This is a genomic window from Variovorax jilinensis (genome assembly GCF_030316885.1).
Classification (GTDB): domain Bacteria; phylum Pseudomonadota; class Gammaproteobacteria; order Burkholderiales; family Burkholderiaceae_C; genus Variovorax; species Variovorax jilinensis.
This window is the reverse complement of record NZ_JASZYQ010000001.1, coordinates 85,328-100,838: the sequence shown is the minus strand read 5'-3', so window position 1 is coordinate 100,838 and position 15,511 is coordinate 85,328. Positions and strand designations below refer to the sequence as shown.

Here is a 15,511-nt window from a genome sequence, read left to right as displayed (position 1 = left end):
GGTCGGCAGCCGGATGCCGCTGGCGTGCCCTGGCCTCGCCGTCGTCAGTTCCTCACGATCGCATAGGCCGCCACGCCGGCCACCACGCCGGTGCGGCGGGCGCGGTCGCGGGCGCGCACCTCGTCGTCCCAGCGACGGCGGTCGCATTCCCAGTGGTTGCCGCCCGTGGCCCACATGCAGTCGCTGTGGCGCATGTCGGCCTGGCTGCGCGCCGCCGAGCCGGCGACGCCGCCGGCCACGATGCCCGTGACCACGCCGGCCCGCTGGGCGTCGCGGCGGTTGTGCCAGTCGTTGTTCCAGTGGTTGTTATTCCACTGGTTGCCGTGCCACTGGCTGTTGTGGTGCCAGCCGCCATGGTGGCGGTTCGGCGGCGGATGGCGGTGGCGCTGCGCGTCGGCCGCACCCGCGGCCAGCAGCAGCAGTGCGGCCATGCCGAGCGCGCGCAGCGTGCCGGTGGTCATGGCTTCTGCACCAGATCGACCAGCCTCGTCGCCGCCGGATCGGCCGCCGCGGCGCAGGCCTTGCCCAGTCGCGTCACGTTGCTGCTGATCCAGTCGCGCGAGAGCTTGCCGACCGAAGCGGGTCCGTTGCGGCCCGTGAGATAGCCGTGCAGCCACACCATGCCGTTGCCGATGTAGTCCTGTGCCTCGACCGCGCGGCGGCGCTGCAGTTCGGTCGGGTTCGGGCCTGGGAGCACCTGGGAGGCCGCGGCGTTGAAGTCTGCGCAGGAGAGGCTGGAGGCGTCGTCCGCAGCTGCCGTCGGCGCAGGCGCCTGCGCGATCGCGGCCTGGCCCAGCGCAAGCAGGCCGACCACCACCCATGTCTTGTATCGATGCATGAAAGCTCCCGCGGCGGACCACCGCCTGCGGAACATCCTAGGAAGTTCGGACACCGGCGTCCAGCCGATCGAATGGCCGAGAATCGAAGTCGATGCGCTTGACCACGAACCGGTTCCTGATGTCGGCAGCTTCGCTGCTGCTGGGCCTCGCCGCGTCCGGCGCGTGCACGGCGGCCGATTCCGCGCTGCAGCTGCAGGCGCAGGCCGAGGCGCAGTCCCTGGCGCGCAAGGCCGGCTGCATGAGCTGCCACGGCCTGGTCCACAAGCAGGTGGGGCCGGGCTTCGCGCAGATCGCCGCGCGCTACCGCGGCGATGCCGAGGCACCCGCGCGCCTCGTGGGCCGCATCCGCAACGGCAGCGTCGGCAACTGGGGCCGGGTCATCATGCCGCGCCAGAGCCAGGTCGACGAGGCCCAGGCGAAGCTGCTGGTGCAGTGGCTGCTCTCGCTGCCGTCGCCGCCCTGAGGCGAAAGGCTCAGGCCGTCGCCTTGCGGCCGTCCGTCGCGATGCGCAAGGCCAGCAGCGCGAGCACGCTGCCCATCAGGTAGCGCTGGGCGCGCAGCCAGCCTTCGCTCCGCGACAGCACGGCCGTGATCGAGGCGGCGCAGATCACGAGCGTCATGTTGACCAGGCCGCTGATGCCGATCTGGATCGCGCCGAGCAATGCACTCTGCAGCAGCACCGCGCCACGCTCGGGATGCAGGAACTGCGGAAAGAACGAGAGGTAGAACATCGCCACCTTCGGGTTCAGCACGTTGGTGAGAAAGCCCATGCGGAACAGCCTGGCGGGCGGATCGACCGGCAGAGAGCGGGCCGCGAACGGCGCCTGCCCGCCGGGCCGCACCGCTTGCCAGGCCATCCAGAGCAGGTAGGCGGCACCGGCCAGGCGGACCGCGTCGAAGGCGAAGGGCACCGCGGCCAGCAGCGCCGTGAGGCCCAGCGTGGTCGCCACCAGATGCACGAGAAAGCCGACCAGCACCCCGGCCAGCGACACGAAACCCGCGCGGCGGCCCTGGCACAGGGCACGCGAGACGCAATAGATCATGTTGGGTCCGGGCGTGAGCACGAGCAGCAGCGAGGCGAGCGCGAACCAGCCGAGTTCGGTGGCGGTGAGCATGGGCGTTTTCGGGTCTGGCGGGGTAGACGCCCATTCTGCCGCGAAGCGCTGACGCCGGCGCCAGCGGTTCCGATGGGCCGCCTCCGATCAGACATACTCGAAGGCTTCGCTTTCGCTGCCCCATGACGCTGACCCTTCTGCTGCTTCAGCTCACCGTGATCCTGATCGTCGCCCGCGCCTGCGGGCTGCTGCTTCGCGCCTTCGGCCAGCCCATGGTGGTCGGCGAGATGGCGGCCGGCATTCTTCTCGGGCCGATCGTGTTCGGTGCCCTGTTTCCGCAATGGCATGCGGCGCTCTTTCCGCCCGCCTCGCTGCAGGGCCTGTCGTCGCTGGCTTCGCTGGGCATCGTGCTGTTCATGTTCGTGGTGGGCGCAGAACTGCGCGCGCCGAGCGGTGTCGCGGCCCAGGTCAAGGCCGCCGGCTGGGTCGGTGTCAGCAGCATGGCGCTGCCGATGGTGCTCGGCCTGGCGATCGCTCCCGTGCTGCATCCGACGCTGGCACCCGCTGGCCTGCCGTTCTGGCCCTTCGCCCTTTTCCTCGGCGTGGCCCTGTCGATCACGGCCTTTCCGGTGCTCGCGCGCATCCTCAAGGACCGCGGCATGACGCGCACGCCGGTCGGCCAGCTCGCGCTCGGCGCCGCTGGCGTTGTCGATTCGCTGGCCTGGGTGCTGCTGGCGCTGGTGGTGGCGTTCGCGAGTGCCGGCAACGGCTTCGCGGGTTTCGTGCGGATCACGCTAGGCCTGGCCGCGCTGGTTGCCCTTGTGTTCCTGGTCGTCAGGCCGGCGCTGGCCTGGCTGCTGCGCGTGCATGCGCCCGACGGCGTGCCATCGCCGATGGTGCTGGCCGGGCTCATGATCGGGCTCTTCGCCTGCGCGATGGTCACGGAATGGCTGCACCTGCACGCCGTGTTCGGCGCCTTCCTGTTCGGCGTCAGCCTGCCGCGCGACGACCGCCTGCTCAAGCACCTGATGGAGCGGCTCGAGCCGCTGTCGATCGTGGTGCTGATGCCGATCTTCTTCGCGCTGGCCGGCCTGGGCACGACCTCGGGCGCCTTCGCCGATGCCGGCCTCGGGGCGATGGGATTGATCCTCGGGGTCGCGATGTTCGGCAAGATCGCGGGCGCCGCCGCCGGCGCCCGGGTGTGCGGCTATGACTGGCGCGACAGCCTCGCCACCGGCGCCCTGATGAACTCGCGTGGCCTCATGGAGCTCATCGTCATCAAGGTCGGGCTCGATGCCGGCCTGATCGGCGCCGAGCTGTTCACCATGCTGCTGGTCATGGCGCTCGTTACCACCGCCGCCACCGGCCCGCTGCTCACGCTCGTCGCAAGGCAACGCAGCCAAGACGTCCGCGGTGCGCCCAATCACTGAAGAACCCGAAGGAGAACTGACCCCATGGATGCAGCAGAAGACTGCGATGTGCTCGTCATCGGCGGAGGCCCTGCGGGCTCGACGATCTCCGCGCTGCTGGCGCGCGAAGGACGGCGCGTCGTGCTGCTCGAGAAGGACCATCACCCGCGCTTCCACATCGGCGAATCGCTGCTGCCCGGCAACGTCGCGTTGTTCGACAAGCTCGGCGTGCGCGCCGAGGTCGAGAGGATCGGCATGCCGAAGTTCGGCATCGAGTTCGTCCCGCCCGACCTCGACTATTGCAGCTACGTCGACTTCTCCGAAGGCTGGGACCCGTCGAAGGATTTCGCCTGGCAGGTGCGCCGCTCGGAGCTCGACGAGCTGCTGTTTCGCAACGCCGCCCGGGCCGGCGCGCTCGCGATCGAGGGCGCCCGCGTGCGCGAGGTCGACTTCGACGAGGGCGGCGCCACCGTCCAGGCCCTGCGGGACGACGGCACGCGCCGCAGCTGGCGGGCACGTTTCGTGGTCGATGCGAGCGGCCGCGACACGCTGCTGGCCACCAAGTTCAAGTCCAAGCAGAGGAATCCGAAGCACAACAGCACGGCGCTCTTCGGCCACTTCCGCAATGCGCGGCGGCTCGAAGGCAGGCGCGAGGGCAACATCAGCATCTGCTGGTTCGAACACGGATGGTTCTGGTTCATCCCGCTGGCCGACGGCACGACCAGCGTGGGCGCGGTCTGCTGGGCCTACTACCTGAAGGCGCGGGACAAGCCGCTCAAGGACTACTTCTTCGACACCATCGCGATGTGCCCCGAGCTGAACGACCGGCTCAAGGACGCGACGCTGGTCGACGACAAGGTCCACGCGACCGGCAACTTCGCGTACTCGAGCACGCATGCGACCGGCGAGCGCTACCTGATGGTCGGCGATGCCTTCACCTTCATCGATCCGATGTTCTCGTCGGGCGTGTTCCTCGCGATGCAGAGCGCCTTCGACGGCGCCGAGCTGGTGCAGACCGCGCTCGACCGGCCGTCGGCGCTGCCTGCGGCACGCAAGGCGATCGAGAAGCGCATGCGTACCGGCCCGCGCGACTACTCGTGGTTCATCTACCGCGTCACGAACCCGACGATCCGCGACATGTTCATGCATCCGCAGAACATCTTCAACGCCAAGCGCGGCCTGATGTCGCTGCTGGCCGCCGACATCCACCACGGGCCGGCGTACCGGCAGTCGCTGCGGATGTTCAAGCTGGTCTACTACTTCGTCTCGGTGCTGAACTGGCGCCGCACCTATGCCGGGTGGAAGCGGCATCGCTTCAACATCCGGGACATGGGGATGCTGCGGGGCGAGACGATCCAGAAGGTGGATTGAAGGACGCGCGAGGAGCACCGACCCGCCGCCGGCCCCTCGCCGGCCTGTCGATCACGCTAGTGCTGCGACTGCGTGCACTTCACCTGCATGTCGGCGCAGAACTTGAGGATGCGCTCGAGGATGAGCGTCGAGACGTTCTGCTGGTCTCCCGTGTGGGCCGACGTGATCAGAATCTGGGAGATTTTTTCCGACAGCGGGTTGACCTGCAGCCCCGCGATCTGGATGTTGTTGGTGAACTGGATGACGCGCTTCTGCGGGTCCTGCTGGGTGATGCGCAACTGCGGCTGCGCGCTGAGGTTGCGCAGGGCGACCGCATAGACCTGCTCGGCAGGGACCTCGACCAGCACCGCAGCCATGTCGTACGCGACACCTCCATTGCCCTGCTGCTGCGACATCTGCTCGATTCGGCCGATGGCATGCCGGGCGATGAACGCGATCTGCGCCTGGGCCTCGGCGGTCCATGCCATGAGCGTCGCGGCCAGCGTCGCCGCGCAAACGAGAGCTCGTGCGGAAAGCATTCTGCAACTCCTTTTCAGGCCGAACCGGATCGGACCGCCCTTGGGTCGCAGACCTTGCTGTCGACCTTGCCCCCCAGGGTCGGATTGTGGCGACGCGCCATCGCCATGTCCAATGCGCCAGGGGTGAGCCAAAAGAAAACCCGCTGCGTTCGGGGAACGAGCGGGTTGGGGCGCTGTGTGAGACCTGATGTCCCTGAATGTGGTCGCCGCCAGGAATCGAATTCTCGTCTGCAATCCGCATGGATATTGAGAACGTTAGATTTCATCGCTCTCGATACCGACAAAAATACCGACAAATTTCGATGTGTCGCTCGCGACGACGACCGGTAGAGCGTGTGAACGCCTCAACGCCACGGCGCTCCCATCACATGCTGGATGTCGCGCCGAGACAGTACCCGCGCGCATTCCTCCCACCGGTTCTGCTCGCTGCTGACCGTCGCACCCCACGTCTCCTCGAAGATGTTCGAGATCTGGCCACGCAGGTGCAGGTGGGTTTGCGCCAAGTCCTCGAACTCCTGGATGTCCTCGATCCAGTCGTCGTCGATGCAGTCGGGCAGGCCACCGAAGATGTCGAAGCGGTCCCTCATGCGCGATGAAATCGTGTTGTAGACGTCCTCATCCCGCGTGGCGTGGTACGTGAGGTTGAGCATGTCCACGGTGTCACGGGCCTGACCGAACCGCTTGATGCGGCCGAGGCGTTGTTCAAGACGCGAGGGGTTCCAGGGCAGGTCGATGTTGACGAGCGTGCCGAGGGTCTGCAGGTTCAAACCCTCGCAGGCCGCATCGGTCGCCACCACCAGGTGAATCTCACGCGTCTTGACCAGCTTCTTGATCTGATCCCGCTCGATCCCGATGAACTCGCCGTTGCGGAACAATCCACTCTTGCCGGCGCCGGCGTACACGGCCACCACCTTGTCGGGGAAGTCCTTTGCGAGTTCGGTGGCCACCCAGTACGCGGTGTCGTAATACTGCGAAAAAATGATGCAACCCAGCTCGCTCCAGGTCTGTCCACCGCTTCGCTGCTGGCTCAGGAACCAGCGTACGGCGTTCAGCTTCGGGTCCACAGCCTCTGCACGCCTCAGCTCATCGCGGATGGCCTCGAGGTAGCCAATTTCCTCATCGGTCAGCGTCTGCAGTGCGCCGAGCTCAATAATTTCCAGCTGCGGGTTGTCGTCCCGGGTGTCGATCTGCCGCTCCAGCATCCGCTCAACGGTCAGGCGGCCCGACTGGAACGATGAGCAGATCCGCTGCAGGAAGACCGACCGCAGCAACTTCGCGCCTTTGGTGCGCTGGCTGAGCACGTCGATGAAGGCCTCCGCAGCCTCGTAGGCCAGCTCGAACGGCCTGTTCGTCATCAGACCACGGCCAACGAAGGTCACACCGGGGTACGTGCCCGGTGGTGCATCCGGGTCCGGGTGGACATCGACGGCGATCTTCTCAAGCAGGCCAGCGTCTTCCAGCGTCTTGCGGCGCCGGAGCACGACGTGGCGCACGAAAGGGTTGTTGCGCTGGAAGAAGTTGGAGTTCACCACGCCATGCAGATCGTTGCGGGTGAAGGGGTTCAGGCTTGTGGGCGCATCCGAGACATGGAACTGAGCGTCGGGGATGTTGAGGTCACTGCGCACCGCCAGAACCAGTTGCCTGCAGACACCGTCCATCATCGGCGTGGTCTTGGCTGGAAGCGGCGAGCGCAATAGGTCCCAAGCCGTCGCCTCATCCGGCACAAGCTCCTGACCCGTGATGAAGGGGTGCGTGCGCTGCCAGAACCGCCAGATCGAGGCATGCTCCCGGCCCATGACGAAATCGGCGCTCTGGTTCAGGATCATCAGCAGATCCCACAACTCCCGAACCGCCGTCTGTATCGGCGTCGCTGTGCCCAGCAACACATGGCGTGCGTTGTGGGCCATCTCCATCATGAAGGCCAACAGATTGTTCGGCTCCGGGTCATCCACGCCGAGCTGCCCGCGTCGCCGCGCCTTGTGGCTCTCATCCAGGATCAAGGTGCCCACGCGAACGCGCTTCAGCACGTTCGCCTCGGTGGACTGGTGGACGATTAGTCCCGTGGAGACGATCGCCACCTGGAAGGGGCAGCGCGCAATGTCTTCCGGACCGCGCGTCATAATCGTGCGGCCTTCGGCGTCCAGCCAGCACTTTTGATTGCTCACCCATACGCCACTGGGAATGCCCAGCCGGTCTTTGAGTTCGGCCTGCCACTGCAGCGTCAATGTGGCGGGGCACAGGATCAGCACTGGGCCGTCGCCCAGTAGCGCACTGACCAGCGCTGCCGTTGCCATCGACAAGGTCTTGCCCAGACCGACTTCGTCAGCGATCAGCAGCCGCGCCTTGCCGTAGATCTCTCGGTGCAGCAGGAAGGTGGCGACAAACGATCGCTGCCACGGCTGAAGCTGCTCGCCGCCGCGGTAGATGGGCGACTCGACCATCGTCGCAGCAGGCAAGTCTTTGGCGGGCAAGTCACCGAAGGTCACCTCAACCCGCTCGGCGATGCGCTTCACCTCGGTGAGGATGGCATCCGGCAGGTCGTGCCCCTCCGCCCACAGGGCCTCGAATTCCGCATCGACCCAACGGCACCCTTCCTCAGAAGGGTCTTCCCAGAGGATCTCGTAGTTCTCCGCAAAGGCGGCTCGGCTCTCGTTGATGCTCCCCAGAAAGCTGGTTCGTCTGCCGTCGGCCAGCGTGATCACGCCGGCCTTGCCGTGCAGAAAGACGCGGTTTTTCGGCACCACCTTGATCTTCACGCGTCCGCTGCTCAGCAAGGCATACAGGCGCCGGTAGCGGTCACGGTGGAAGAAGGCCTCAGTCTCGATCGGCTCCTGGTTCCAGCGCTCCTTCAGCGCCACCTCGCGCGCTGCCTTCGACACCATCACGTCATGCGGGTCGAGTTCGCTGTTGCACACGATCCGGACGTCTTCGATCCCCTCGATCTGCTCGCCAACCAGTTCGAGGATGGACGACCGGAAGTAACCGGCAATGCGCTTGTAAGACCGCGCGCCCTGTAGCCGATCGGCCAAGAACACATGGTCCAGGCGCTGGCGCAGCGATGAGAAACGTTGGATCAAGGTTGGGGCCCCAGTTTGGTGGCGCTTGGCGGGTCCATCATGTACACCGTCGAATCGCGAGAGATCTCGAAAGGGGCCCAGCCCAGCTTACGAAGCAAGACCGTTCTGGCCGACGTGAACACTCGTGGCGGGTAGAAGTTCTTGGCGCAGTAGCCAAAAATGGTCACACGCGGCAGGTTGCACTGTTTGAGCAACGCAGCCATGTTGCGATTGAACGTGACACGCGGCTTGTGACCGCGCCCTGAAAGCATGAACTCTTGTTTCCTGACTTCCCGTTCGCCGGCCTTGACGACCGCCTCCCTGGTGATCGCATCTAGGAGCTTCCTGTCCATCGTCGTCGCGGGCTTGATAATTGGATCGACGGTGCTGGCTAGGCTCAGACCCGTTCTCGACGCACCAGATCACGCAGAACCATGGCGTTCGAGCTCTCGTCAGGCCGGGCCTTCGCCGTCTTCTTGCTCACATAGTCAGCCAGCGCGGTGATGCGTTCGCGCTCGCGGAAATAGTCGGGCACGAGATCGCGCAGCTGGTGAAGCACGTCTTCGGGCTTGACCTTGTTTTCTTGCAGAAGGTGAACGGCATACAGCACGCTGCGCAGCACGGTCGGGCCAAACTCCTCGCCGGCTGTCATGCCCCGATTCCCGAGTTGTGCGGCTGTCTTCAAGCTCGCGCGGTTTGCCTTGACCTCATCCATTACCGCGCCGTAGTCATGCACCTTGAAGGCTTTGGCGAAGTTCTGGTAGTTCGACAGAACGTGAATGCCCCTGGACTCCATGTCCAACATCTTCAAGTAGAAGCGCTCGACGCCGACGCTCTTTTCCCAGACTGCACGGTCCACACCGTCAGGCACTAGGTACTCGTTGGCGATGTTGACGGCGAACGCGATCAGCTCGTCGACCATAGTCGTCTGCCCCCTCACTCGTGGCCTCATCGCCTCTTGCGGCATTGAGACCCCGTCGATGGTGCTGTAGCGCGTCAGCACCCGGAGTGCAGCGGCGTAGCCTGCCATCTGCAAATCGGCATCCTCGAACAGGTTCTCGTCGCGATACAGATCCTTGACGCCATTGTTCAAGCCCGTCAGCAAATCGACCTGGGTCTTGACCTCTTCGGCCAGTTCGTATGCAAGCTCGTCACGCGCAGTGTCCAGTTCCTGAAGCCGCTTGCGCAGTATGAGTAGGATCGTGCCCTTGACGTACTGCCCCTCGCGAAGGGCGCTGTCCGTCTCGGTCACAACGTACCAAGCCGCCGTAACCCGCAGTCCGCTGGCCCACACGATGTTCGCCATGTCCGCCCAGATTGAACCGGATTGGTGGGTGAACATGATGATCTGCAACCCGTTGTCGGGCATGAGTTCGGCCATCCGCTTGTAGGCGGACACCATACCTAGTTTGAAATCATGATCCTCACCCTTAATTGCTAGGGCTCTGCGGCTGTCCCATATCCAACTTGAAAATTCCTTTGGCGGATTCTTGTTGAGCCAGGATATGAAGAAATCAAAAATTTCTTCGTATTTGACTGCATCTCCATAAGGGGGGTCGGTGATGTATATGTCGGCGCCGGAGTCAAGATCCATCGCTGAATGGTTCTTGACAACGGCCTCGGAGAATATTGGCGCCCTAGCGAAGTCCTGGGCCACCTTATTCGCCAAGAAGCTAATTCCTCGCGCTCCGTAAACATAAAGAGTATTGAGGGATTGATTGTAAAAAACACTAGTGGTGTAATCCTTCCCCAATCCAGGATTCCATCCACAAAGCCTTGATGAGGTCTCAAGACTGCCGGCAACAAACAACGCCGTCCGGGTGGTTTTGTATTTATTCAATAGAGCATGTACTAATAACTGCCGGGGGTTGAACAAATGATGCCAATGCGTCCAGCCGCGATCGGTCGTTAGGCTTCTACCTTGATATCGCGGGGGCGCACCCGGTTCGATGCGCATGTCAGGCACGTGGCCTGCAGCCTGCCAGTCTTTAAGGTTGGCCGCGACATACTCTCGAATCCTTGACTCTCGCGTCAAGTCGTCCTCAGTCACAGAGCGAAACTGGAGATCTGGTCGAATCGATCCGTCGTCGCGAAGCCACTGAATGGCGAATAGCCGCTCGCCCAATACATCTGAGGTATTGAAATCAATGTCTTGGAGAGTCCACTTGCGTAGTGAATTGACGGTTTGCTTGTTGCCATCAATGATCGAATCAGCATCTCGCCTGATTGACGATATTGAGTTCCTGTGCGTTATGCCGTCAACCAGATGCGTCACGTAAGCCTCACCAAATCGGCTGCTCCGCGTGATAGTCCCCTGTTCTGCATTTTTCAAGTCTGTAGCACTGACTCCTGTTCGAACGACAACCTGGTAGCTCTTGGTGGCCGCAACTGGTATCAGATCAACAATTGCTTTGCGCGTTTGGCTCAGGAGGCGACTTGGAAGTACGGGCACTCGCCAGCCGGAGGTCGGACAAAGAACCTCTAAACAATACAAATAAACCTTACCTCTCCAGCCCTGGCCATCAGTCTCAAATCCGAGCGCATCAATGTCCCCTCTCACCCGAGCAACTAGACTTTGCTGCTCCTTGGAAATTAGGGTGTGCGCCTCATCTTTGGCCCCGACTATATTGAATGCTCCCCACGTGAGCATACACGCAACTGGATTTATATCTGAAGCATATACATCGCAGCCCAAGCGAGCAGCCTCAAATGGAATTTGTCCGGATCCCGAAAAAACATCAGCCACCTTCGGCCGATGCCCGAAGCGCATAATGCCCAATTGTTCAATGAGCATCGTGTAACTTTGCGCATTCGTTCCCAAATGGGAATTTACGTCAGGCCATATATGATTGCTGATTGTGTTCTCAAGCTCTTCGGGCCGCTTTGCCTTGGCAGCTAAATCTCGATAGGAGTTCGGAGGTAGAGATTTATCGAGCCCGAGTTGCAGGCGCTTCTTCATGGAGGTGTCATCCATTCCCATCAAGAGTTCGAAAATCTCAAGATCTCGCTTTGTATTCTCAGAGGCCGGCAACAATGATCCAAGCACGCATGCGCGATTCAATATAAGAGGTTTTCGGCCCTTCCAATACGACCCAAGCGCGGTCAGTGTTTGCCCAGGCCCTGCCATTCTTTCTTTGTATACGTCTATCGAGAGTCTTTGGACGGGCAAAATCCTCTCAATAAGAGACGGCGCGTTCTTGAGGGTGAACGGAACAACTTCAGGACTAATTTCCATCACTCATGCTTTCCGCGGATGCAGGTCCGATTGGCCAAAAAGGCTGTATGTCGTGCGGTCATTTAGTAGTGCGCGCTGCACCTTGCGAGGCGCGACCGCATCGATGTCTGAGAGTGCGTAGAAGAGTGCCCGCCGCCATCCCCGCTTGCCGTCCTCCGCCAAACCACCTTGCGCGGCAGTCATGGCATACAGCCACCAGCGCTCCTCCGGTCGTAGGGCGGTCCACTGCCTGCAGATCGCTTCCAGCTGCTCCTCGCCTGCATGCTCAGCTGCCCACATCAGCACGCAGAGTTCTTTGCCCAACATGCGATCCAGCAGATTGGCCTGCGGTTTCCATGTGCTCGGCGGCACCTTGCGCGCGCGCAGCCTGGCGTTGAAGTCCTTGCGCGCGACGTCGGCAAGCTTTCCCCACTTGGCGCGGGGCAGAACTGCGCGCGTCTCGGACTCCGGTGTGCCCTCTACGCCCGCGAGATAGCCATAGTCTTCGGTCAGTACTACGTCGCCCGCCCTCCCGGCAGGAATCACGGCCTTGAAGACATGGGCGCCATACTCTGCGCTGGCGCCAAAGCCCACGAAGCGGCCTGGCTCGGCAGCGACGAGCGCCGTTGTGCCAGGGCGCTGATCGCCGGTCAGAAGAGGATGCGTCATTCAACCTCCTTCCAATCGCCGGCGTAGGCCAGCTCAAGCAGCGCGGCGAAGTCGATCAAGTCTTGGCCGGTCGGGAACTGGGCCCTAAACTGCATCGTCACGGGCGTAGCAGGCCCAAACCCCTCGGCCAAGGTTACAAGCGCCTGTTGAACCCGCGATGCCGTGGCGGTCTGGCCCTGTAGGCCAAATTGGCCGAAGGCGGCTCCGTCCTGGATGCGCAAGACCACGTCGGTGAAGGCGATGTTTCGCTCAGTCGCTTTGGAGAGGGCGGCGAAGACCTTTTCGCGCGAGGTGACCTGCGCGTTGCGCTGGGTCGGAAACGCGACGGGCTTGTTGAGGGGTGGCGGGGGCGCCTCGCCACCGCCACCGCCCCCCCCGCCGCCACCGGCAGCCTGTGGAATGCGGTACTCAACCCTTGTTTCAAGACCGCTGGCCTCGGCGAAGACCAGCAGCATTCCGGCATCCGGGCCTACCGTGAAGGGCGCTGTGTAGTCGATGCCATTCCGAGGCTCGGCGCCGTTGAGGGTGTAGCGCACCACGTCGGCACGGGGCAACACCGTCAGCGTGACCGTGCGCTTGCCTTGTGCTGCTGGGGCAATTTCCCACTGGATCAGCAGCTTGTTCGACCACACATGCGGGGCGCCCTTCTGGGTGCGCCCAGAGTGGTCTACCGCCAAGAAGGCAACCTTCAGCGCTCTGGTGCTCAGCTTGTCATCACTGAGCTTCGGGCTGGCCTCTGAGACCTCGCCGTCCTCGGCGTAGTGCACGCTCGTGGTCTCGGGACTGGCGTTGATGATGCCGATTTGCAGCACCGTCGAACCGTCGTCTTGCATCTTGCCCACGGGCGTGACCTGCACGCCGGCTTGCTTGGGTTTGGGCTTCTTAGTGACGTACCCGTTGCCCAGGTCTTCCCATAGGCCTTCGTTGATCGCGCGAGTCTTAATCTTCTCCAGGTCACCCGGCGGCAGAAAGTACATCGAACAATCGGTCTGCGCCTTGTCCTTGATGTCGGCCCAGGCAACGTCATCTTGCGGGCCGAACAGGCGCTCCACGCGCGATCGGACCCCAGCGAACTTGGCGGTGTCCTGCCAGTCCAGGTAGAGCTTGATCGGATCTTTGGTCAGCGTCGCTTCAATGCGCGCTTCGCCATCGTTGGTGTCGCCGCTTTGCTCCAGGTTGCGTGGCTGCAGCTTTGGGGCCGTGCTCGGCGTCTGGAAAGGAAACAGCAGCTTGTCGAATAGTGTCTTCACAACGCCAGTGAAGGTCAGCTCAAACTGCTTGCGAAGGTCTTCGAATTCTTCCCACTGCGGGCCGCCTCGCTCCACACGTCGCTGTACTTCGGCCTGATTGGCCGCGTAAACCATCCGCGCCGAATCCCACAGCTTGTCCATCTCGAACGAACGCTCGCCGCAGAGGATGAGCAGGTTGTTCTTGCGCGTCAGGCCATCGAAGAGCTTGACCACCTCTTCAGGCGGCAAGGCAGAGTCTGGCGGAACGATGGCCAGGACACGTCCAGCCTGAACGTCGGCCTGGATCTCGTCGATAAGCGGCAGAGCGAGGACTTTGGTGTAGGCCGATTTGCGCTTGGGCTCGAACATCTGCTTGAGCCGCGAGGACACGAATTCCTTGACCTTCGGTTCTGGTGCCCGCTCTGCCATGCCGACCAGCATCTTGGTCAGGTTCTCGATCTTGTCGAAGTAGATGCGACCCTCGGTCGTGCGGTGCATATACCAGGCGGACTTCTGCAGCGAGTCGATCGCAGCCTCGAAGAAGCTGAGGTCAGCGATGGGCGAGGCCAGGCATTCGAGCGTCTCGGATCGGGTCAGGCCCTTCACCGGATTTACTGCGGTCGACATGCTCGAAATGAGCAACAGGTTTGCTGCCTGCGTGGCGCAATCGCTGCCGGCATTGGCATCGATGACTTGGGCGTGCGCTCCACCCTCCCTGGAATAGATATCGCGCGCGACCGCATCCTCGAGCCGGGAGATGGAGATCACCTTATCCCGAACCTCGTCGATGCTGAGGTCGAAGTGCTGGGGTCCGATCAGGAGCACATCGTCGGACGTCCTCGACCACACCGAGTTCAGCAACCGAGATGCCAACTCCATCAGCCCACGAGTCTGCTGGAACTCCTTGTTCTCCTTGAACAAGGCGAACAAGTTCTTCATCTGCGGGTGAAAGGGGTAGGTCTGCTCGACCTCCATCGCCAACTGCTCGGGCGTCTTCTGCTGGTCGATCGTCCGCGACTTCTGGGCCTGTTCGATGCACTTGGCGTACATCTGGGCCAGATGGGCGATCTTGTTGGGGTCGGGCAAACTCGCGAAGAGCCGCTTCTTCAGAATCGCGTAGGTCTCATCGCCGGCCAAGTCAACTGGCGTGATGTTGAACTCCACACGGCTCAGTTCCTTGCGCGCGTTCTCGAGCGCGGCATTAATGATCTGTGTGCCCTCTGCGTGCGAGGCCTCCAGGTCGGAGACGATCACGCAGATGTTCTTGCGTGCCATCGCGGCGGTGAGCATGTTCGCGAATGCGCGGCCGGCGACTTCAGCGACCGTGCCCCCACCGCTTGGTTGTGTCTTGTAGTACGCGAAATAGGTGGGCATTTCGTCCAACAGGATCAGCGCCGGCGCGTCGATTTTGCTGAAAAGGTCGCTCCAATGATTCTCACCTGGCGCCTTGACGCCAGCCTCAAAGAATCCGTCGTGACCTAGCTGTGCGGCGATCCGCCCCCAGAAATATTCATCCGGCTGCTCGCGGCCGTTGAAGAAGGTGACCTTTGCAGAGCCGAACTTGTACCGGCTGGCCGCCTCACTGAAAAATTCCGAGCGAAGCGGGTCATGCCGGGCCAGGAATGCCATGGTCTTGATAAGGTGGGTCTTACCACCGCCCATAGCCTGCTTCAGTCGAAACACCGGCTTGCCACCATGGCCGCCAGAGAGCCGCTTGAAGCCTTCCTGGACTAGTTCGACCATGCCCTTGGTGAGGTACGAGTGCTTCAGAAACCGGCGCCCGTCTTCGATGCTCTGGGTATCTTCGTCGACCCGCTCAATGCCATCGCTAATGCGGATATTGAGTGCGCCTTCGTTCAGCGTGCAAGCTTGTCTAACTGTCAAAAGCATTGTTGCTCCGTGAGTATTCGTGCTGGATACCCAGCCGAGAGGCTGACCCCATATTTGGGCGTGGGTTTCGAAGCCGGTGTTGTTCTAGGTGCCCGTACGTTTGTGCCCATCGATCCATCGATGGACGTCTATTCGTCAGACCGTATTGTCGCGTAGGCAAGAACGCGGAATTCTGTTCGACGACCTTCCGTGTCTTCTTCCATCATCCCTACCATCAAACCGTGCGGGCAGGTGGAGGTGGCATTCCAGAACACGCCGGCA

12 protein-coding genes are annotated in these 15,511 nt (G+C 62.5%); 3 read left to right on the top strand and 9 right to left on the bottom strand.

Features of this window, described 5'->3' with window-relative positions; translation table 11 throughout:
• Positions 1-44: 44 nt before the first annotated feature.
• Positions 45-461, bottom strand: a complete 417-nt coding sequence (locus QTH87_RS00525) for a hypothetical protein (RefSeq protein WP_286606080.1) — start codon at positions 459-461, stop codon at positions 45-47.
• A complete protein-coding gene (locus QTH87_RS00520) occupies positions 458-838 on the bottom strand; it encodes a hypothetical protein (protein ID WP_286606079.1) in 381 nt (126 codons plus the stop codon). Before QTH87_RS00520 ends, QTH87_RS00525 begins: the two co-directional genes overlap by 4 nt.
• Before the next feature lie 92 nt (positions 839-930).
• On the opposite strand from QTH87_RS00520, the gene QTH87_RS00515 reads away from it, so the two are divergent.
• Complete coding sequence (locus QTH87_RS00515; RefSeq protein WP_353506135.1) at positions 931-1,302, top strand: c-type cytochrome; 372 nt, start codon at positions 931-933, stop codon at positions 1,300-1,302.
• 10 nt (positions 1,303-1,312) lie between these two features.
• On the opposite strand, the gene QTH87_RS00510 is transcribed toward QTH87_RS00515, so the two are convergent.
• Positions 1,313-1,954: a LysE family translocator gene (locus QTH87_RS00510; RefSeq protein WP_286606078.1), complete on the bottom strand. Its 642-nt coding sequence runs from the start codon at positions 1,952-1,954 to the stop codon at positions 1,313-1,315.
• A 122-nt stretch (positions 1,955-2,076) separates the two neighbouring features.
• Here QTH87_RS00510 and QTH87_RS00505 point away from each other — a divergent pair, with 122 nt between their 5' ends.
• The gene (locus tag QTH87_RS00505; RefSeq protein ID WP_286606077.1) at positions 2,077-3,324 is read left to right on the top strand and encodes a cation:proton antiporter domain-containing protein; all 1,248 of its coding nucleotides are present in this window, start codon (positions 2,077-2,079) and stop codon (positions 3,322-3,324) included.
• 24 nt (positions 3,325-3,348) lie between these two features.
• Complete coding sequence (locus tag QTH87_RS00500; protein WP_286606076.1) at positions 3,349-4,674, top strand: NAD(P)/FAD-dependent oxidoreductase; 1,326 nt, start codon at positions 3,349-3,351, stop codon at positions 4,672-4,674.
• A 56-nt stretch (positions 4,675-4,730) separates the two neighbouring features.
• On the opposite strand, the gene QTH87_RS00495 is transcribed toward QTH87_RS00500, so the two are convergent.
• The 6 genes from QTH87_RS00495 to QTH87_RS00470 form a co-directional block, all read right to left on the bottom strand.
• Positions 4,731-5,192 (bottom strand): hypothetical protein, encoded by a 462-nt coding sequence (locus QTH87_RS00495; RefSeq protein ID WP_286606075.1) that lies wholly within the window; start codon positions 5,190-5,192, stop codon positions 4,731-4,733.
• A gap of 344 nt (positions 5,193-5,536) precedes the next feature.
• Positions 5,537-8,269, bottom strand: coding sequence for a phospholipase D-like domain-containing anti-phage protein (locus QTH87_RS00490; RefSeq protein ID WP_286606074.1), 2,733 nt, complete (start codon positions 8,267-8,269; stop codon positions 5,537-5,539).
• The gene (locus tag QTH87_RS00485) at positions 8,266-8,601 is read right to left on the bottom strand and encodes a hypothetical protein (protein ID WP_286606073.1); all 336 of its coding nucleotides are present in this window, start codon (positions 8,599-8,601) and stop codon (positions 8,266-8,268) included. The genes QTH87_RS00490 and QTH87_RS00485 overlap by 4 nt, the downstream gene beginning before the upstream one ends.
• A 44-nt stretch (positions 8,602-8,645) precedes the next feature.
• Positions 8,646-11,483 (bottom strand): anti-phage-associated DUF1156 domain-containing protein, encoded by a 2,838-nt coding sequence (locus QTH87_RS00480; RefSeq protein ID WP_286606072.1) that lies wholly within the window; start codon positions 11,481-11,483, stop codon positions 8,646-8,648.
• 3 nt (positions 11,484-11,486) lie between these two features.
• Entirely contained in the window at positions 11,487-12,131 is a 645-nt protein-coding gene (locus tag QTH87_RS00475; protein WP_286606071.1) for an anti-phage-associated DUF3780 domain-containing protein, read from the bottom strand.
• Positions 12,128-15,250, bottom strand: coding sequence for a DUF499 family protein (locus QTH87_RS00470; RefSeq protein WP_286606070.1), 3,123 nt, complete (start codon positions 15,248-15,250; stop codon positions 12,128-12,130). The genes QTH87_RS00475 and QTH87_RS00470 overlap by 4 nt, the downstream gene beginning before the upstream one ends.
• Between the last annotated feature and the right edge of the window lie 261 nt (positions 15,251-15,511).

Coding starts and splice junctions, on each gene's coding strand:
- QTH87_RS00515 (WP_353506135.1), top strand. CDS start 931: ATGCGCTTGACCACGAACCGGTTCCTGATGTCGGCAGCTTCGCTGCTG.
- QTH87_RS00500 (WP_286606076.1), top strand. CDS start 3,349: ATGGATGCAGCAGAAGACTGCGATGTGCTCGTCATCGGCGGAGGCCCT.
- QTH87_RS00505 (WP_286606077.1), top strand. CDS start 2,077: ATGACGCTGACCCTTCTGCTGCTTCAGCTCACCGTGATCCTGATCGTC.
- QTH87_RS00475 (WP_286606071.1), bottom strand. CDS start 12,131: ATGACGCATCCTCTTCTGACCGGCGATCAGCGCCCTGGCACAACGGCG.
- QTH87_RS00495 (WP_286606075.1), bottom strand. CDS start 5,192: ATGCTTTCCGCACGAGCTCTCGTTTGCGCGGCGACGCTGGCCGCGACG.
- QTH87_RS00485 (WP_286606073.1), bottom strand. CDS start 8,601: ATGGACAGGAAGCTCCTAGATGCGATCACCAGGGAGGCGGTCGTCAAG.
- QTH87_RS00470 (WP_286606070.1), bottom strand. CDS start 15,250: ATGCTTTTGACAGTTAGACAAGCTTGCACGCTGAACGAAGGCGCACTC.
- QTH87_RS00510 (WP_286606078.1), bottom strand. CDS start 1,954: ATGCTCACCGCCACCGAACTCGGCTGGTTCGCGCTCGCCTCGCTGCTG.
- QTH87_RS00520 (WP_286606079.1), bottom strand. CDS start 838: ATGCATCGATACAAGACATGGGTGGTGGTCGGCCTGCTTGCGCTGGGC.
- QTH87_RS00480 (WP_286606072.1), bottom strand. CDS start 11,483: ATGGAAATTAGTCCTGAAGTTGTTCCGTTCACCCTCAAGAACGCGCCG.
- QTH87_RS00525 (WP_286606080.1), bottom strand. CDS start 461: ATGACCACCGGCACGCTGCGCGCGCTCGGCATGGCCGCACTGCTGCTG.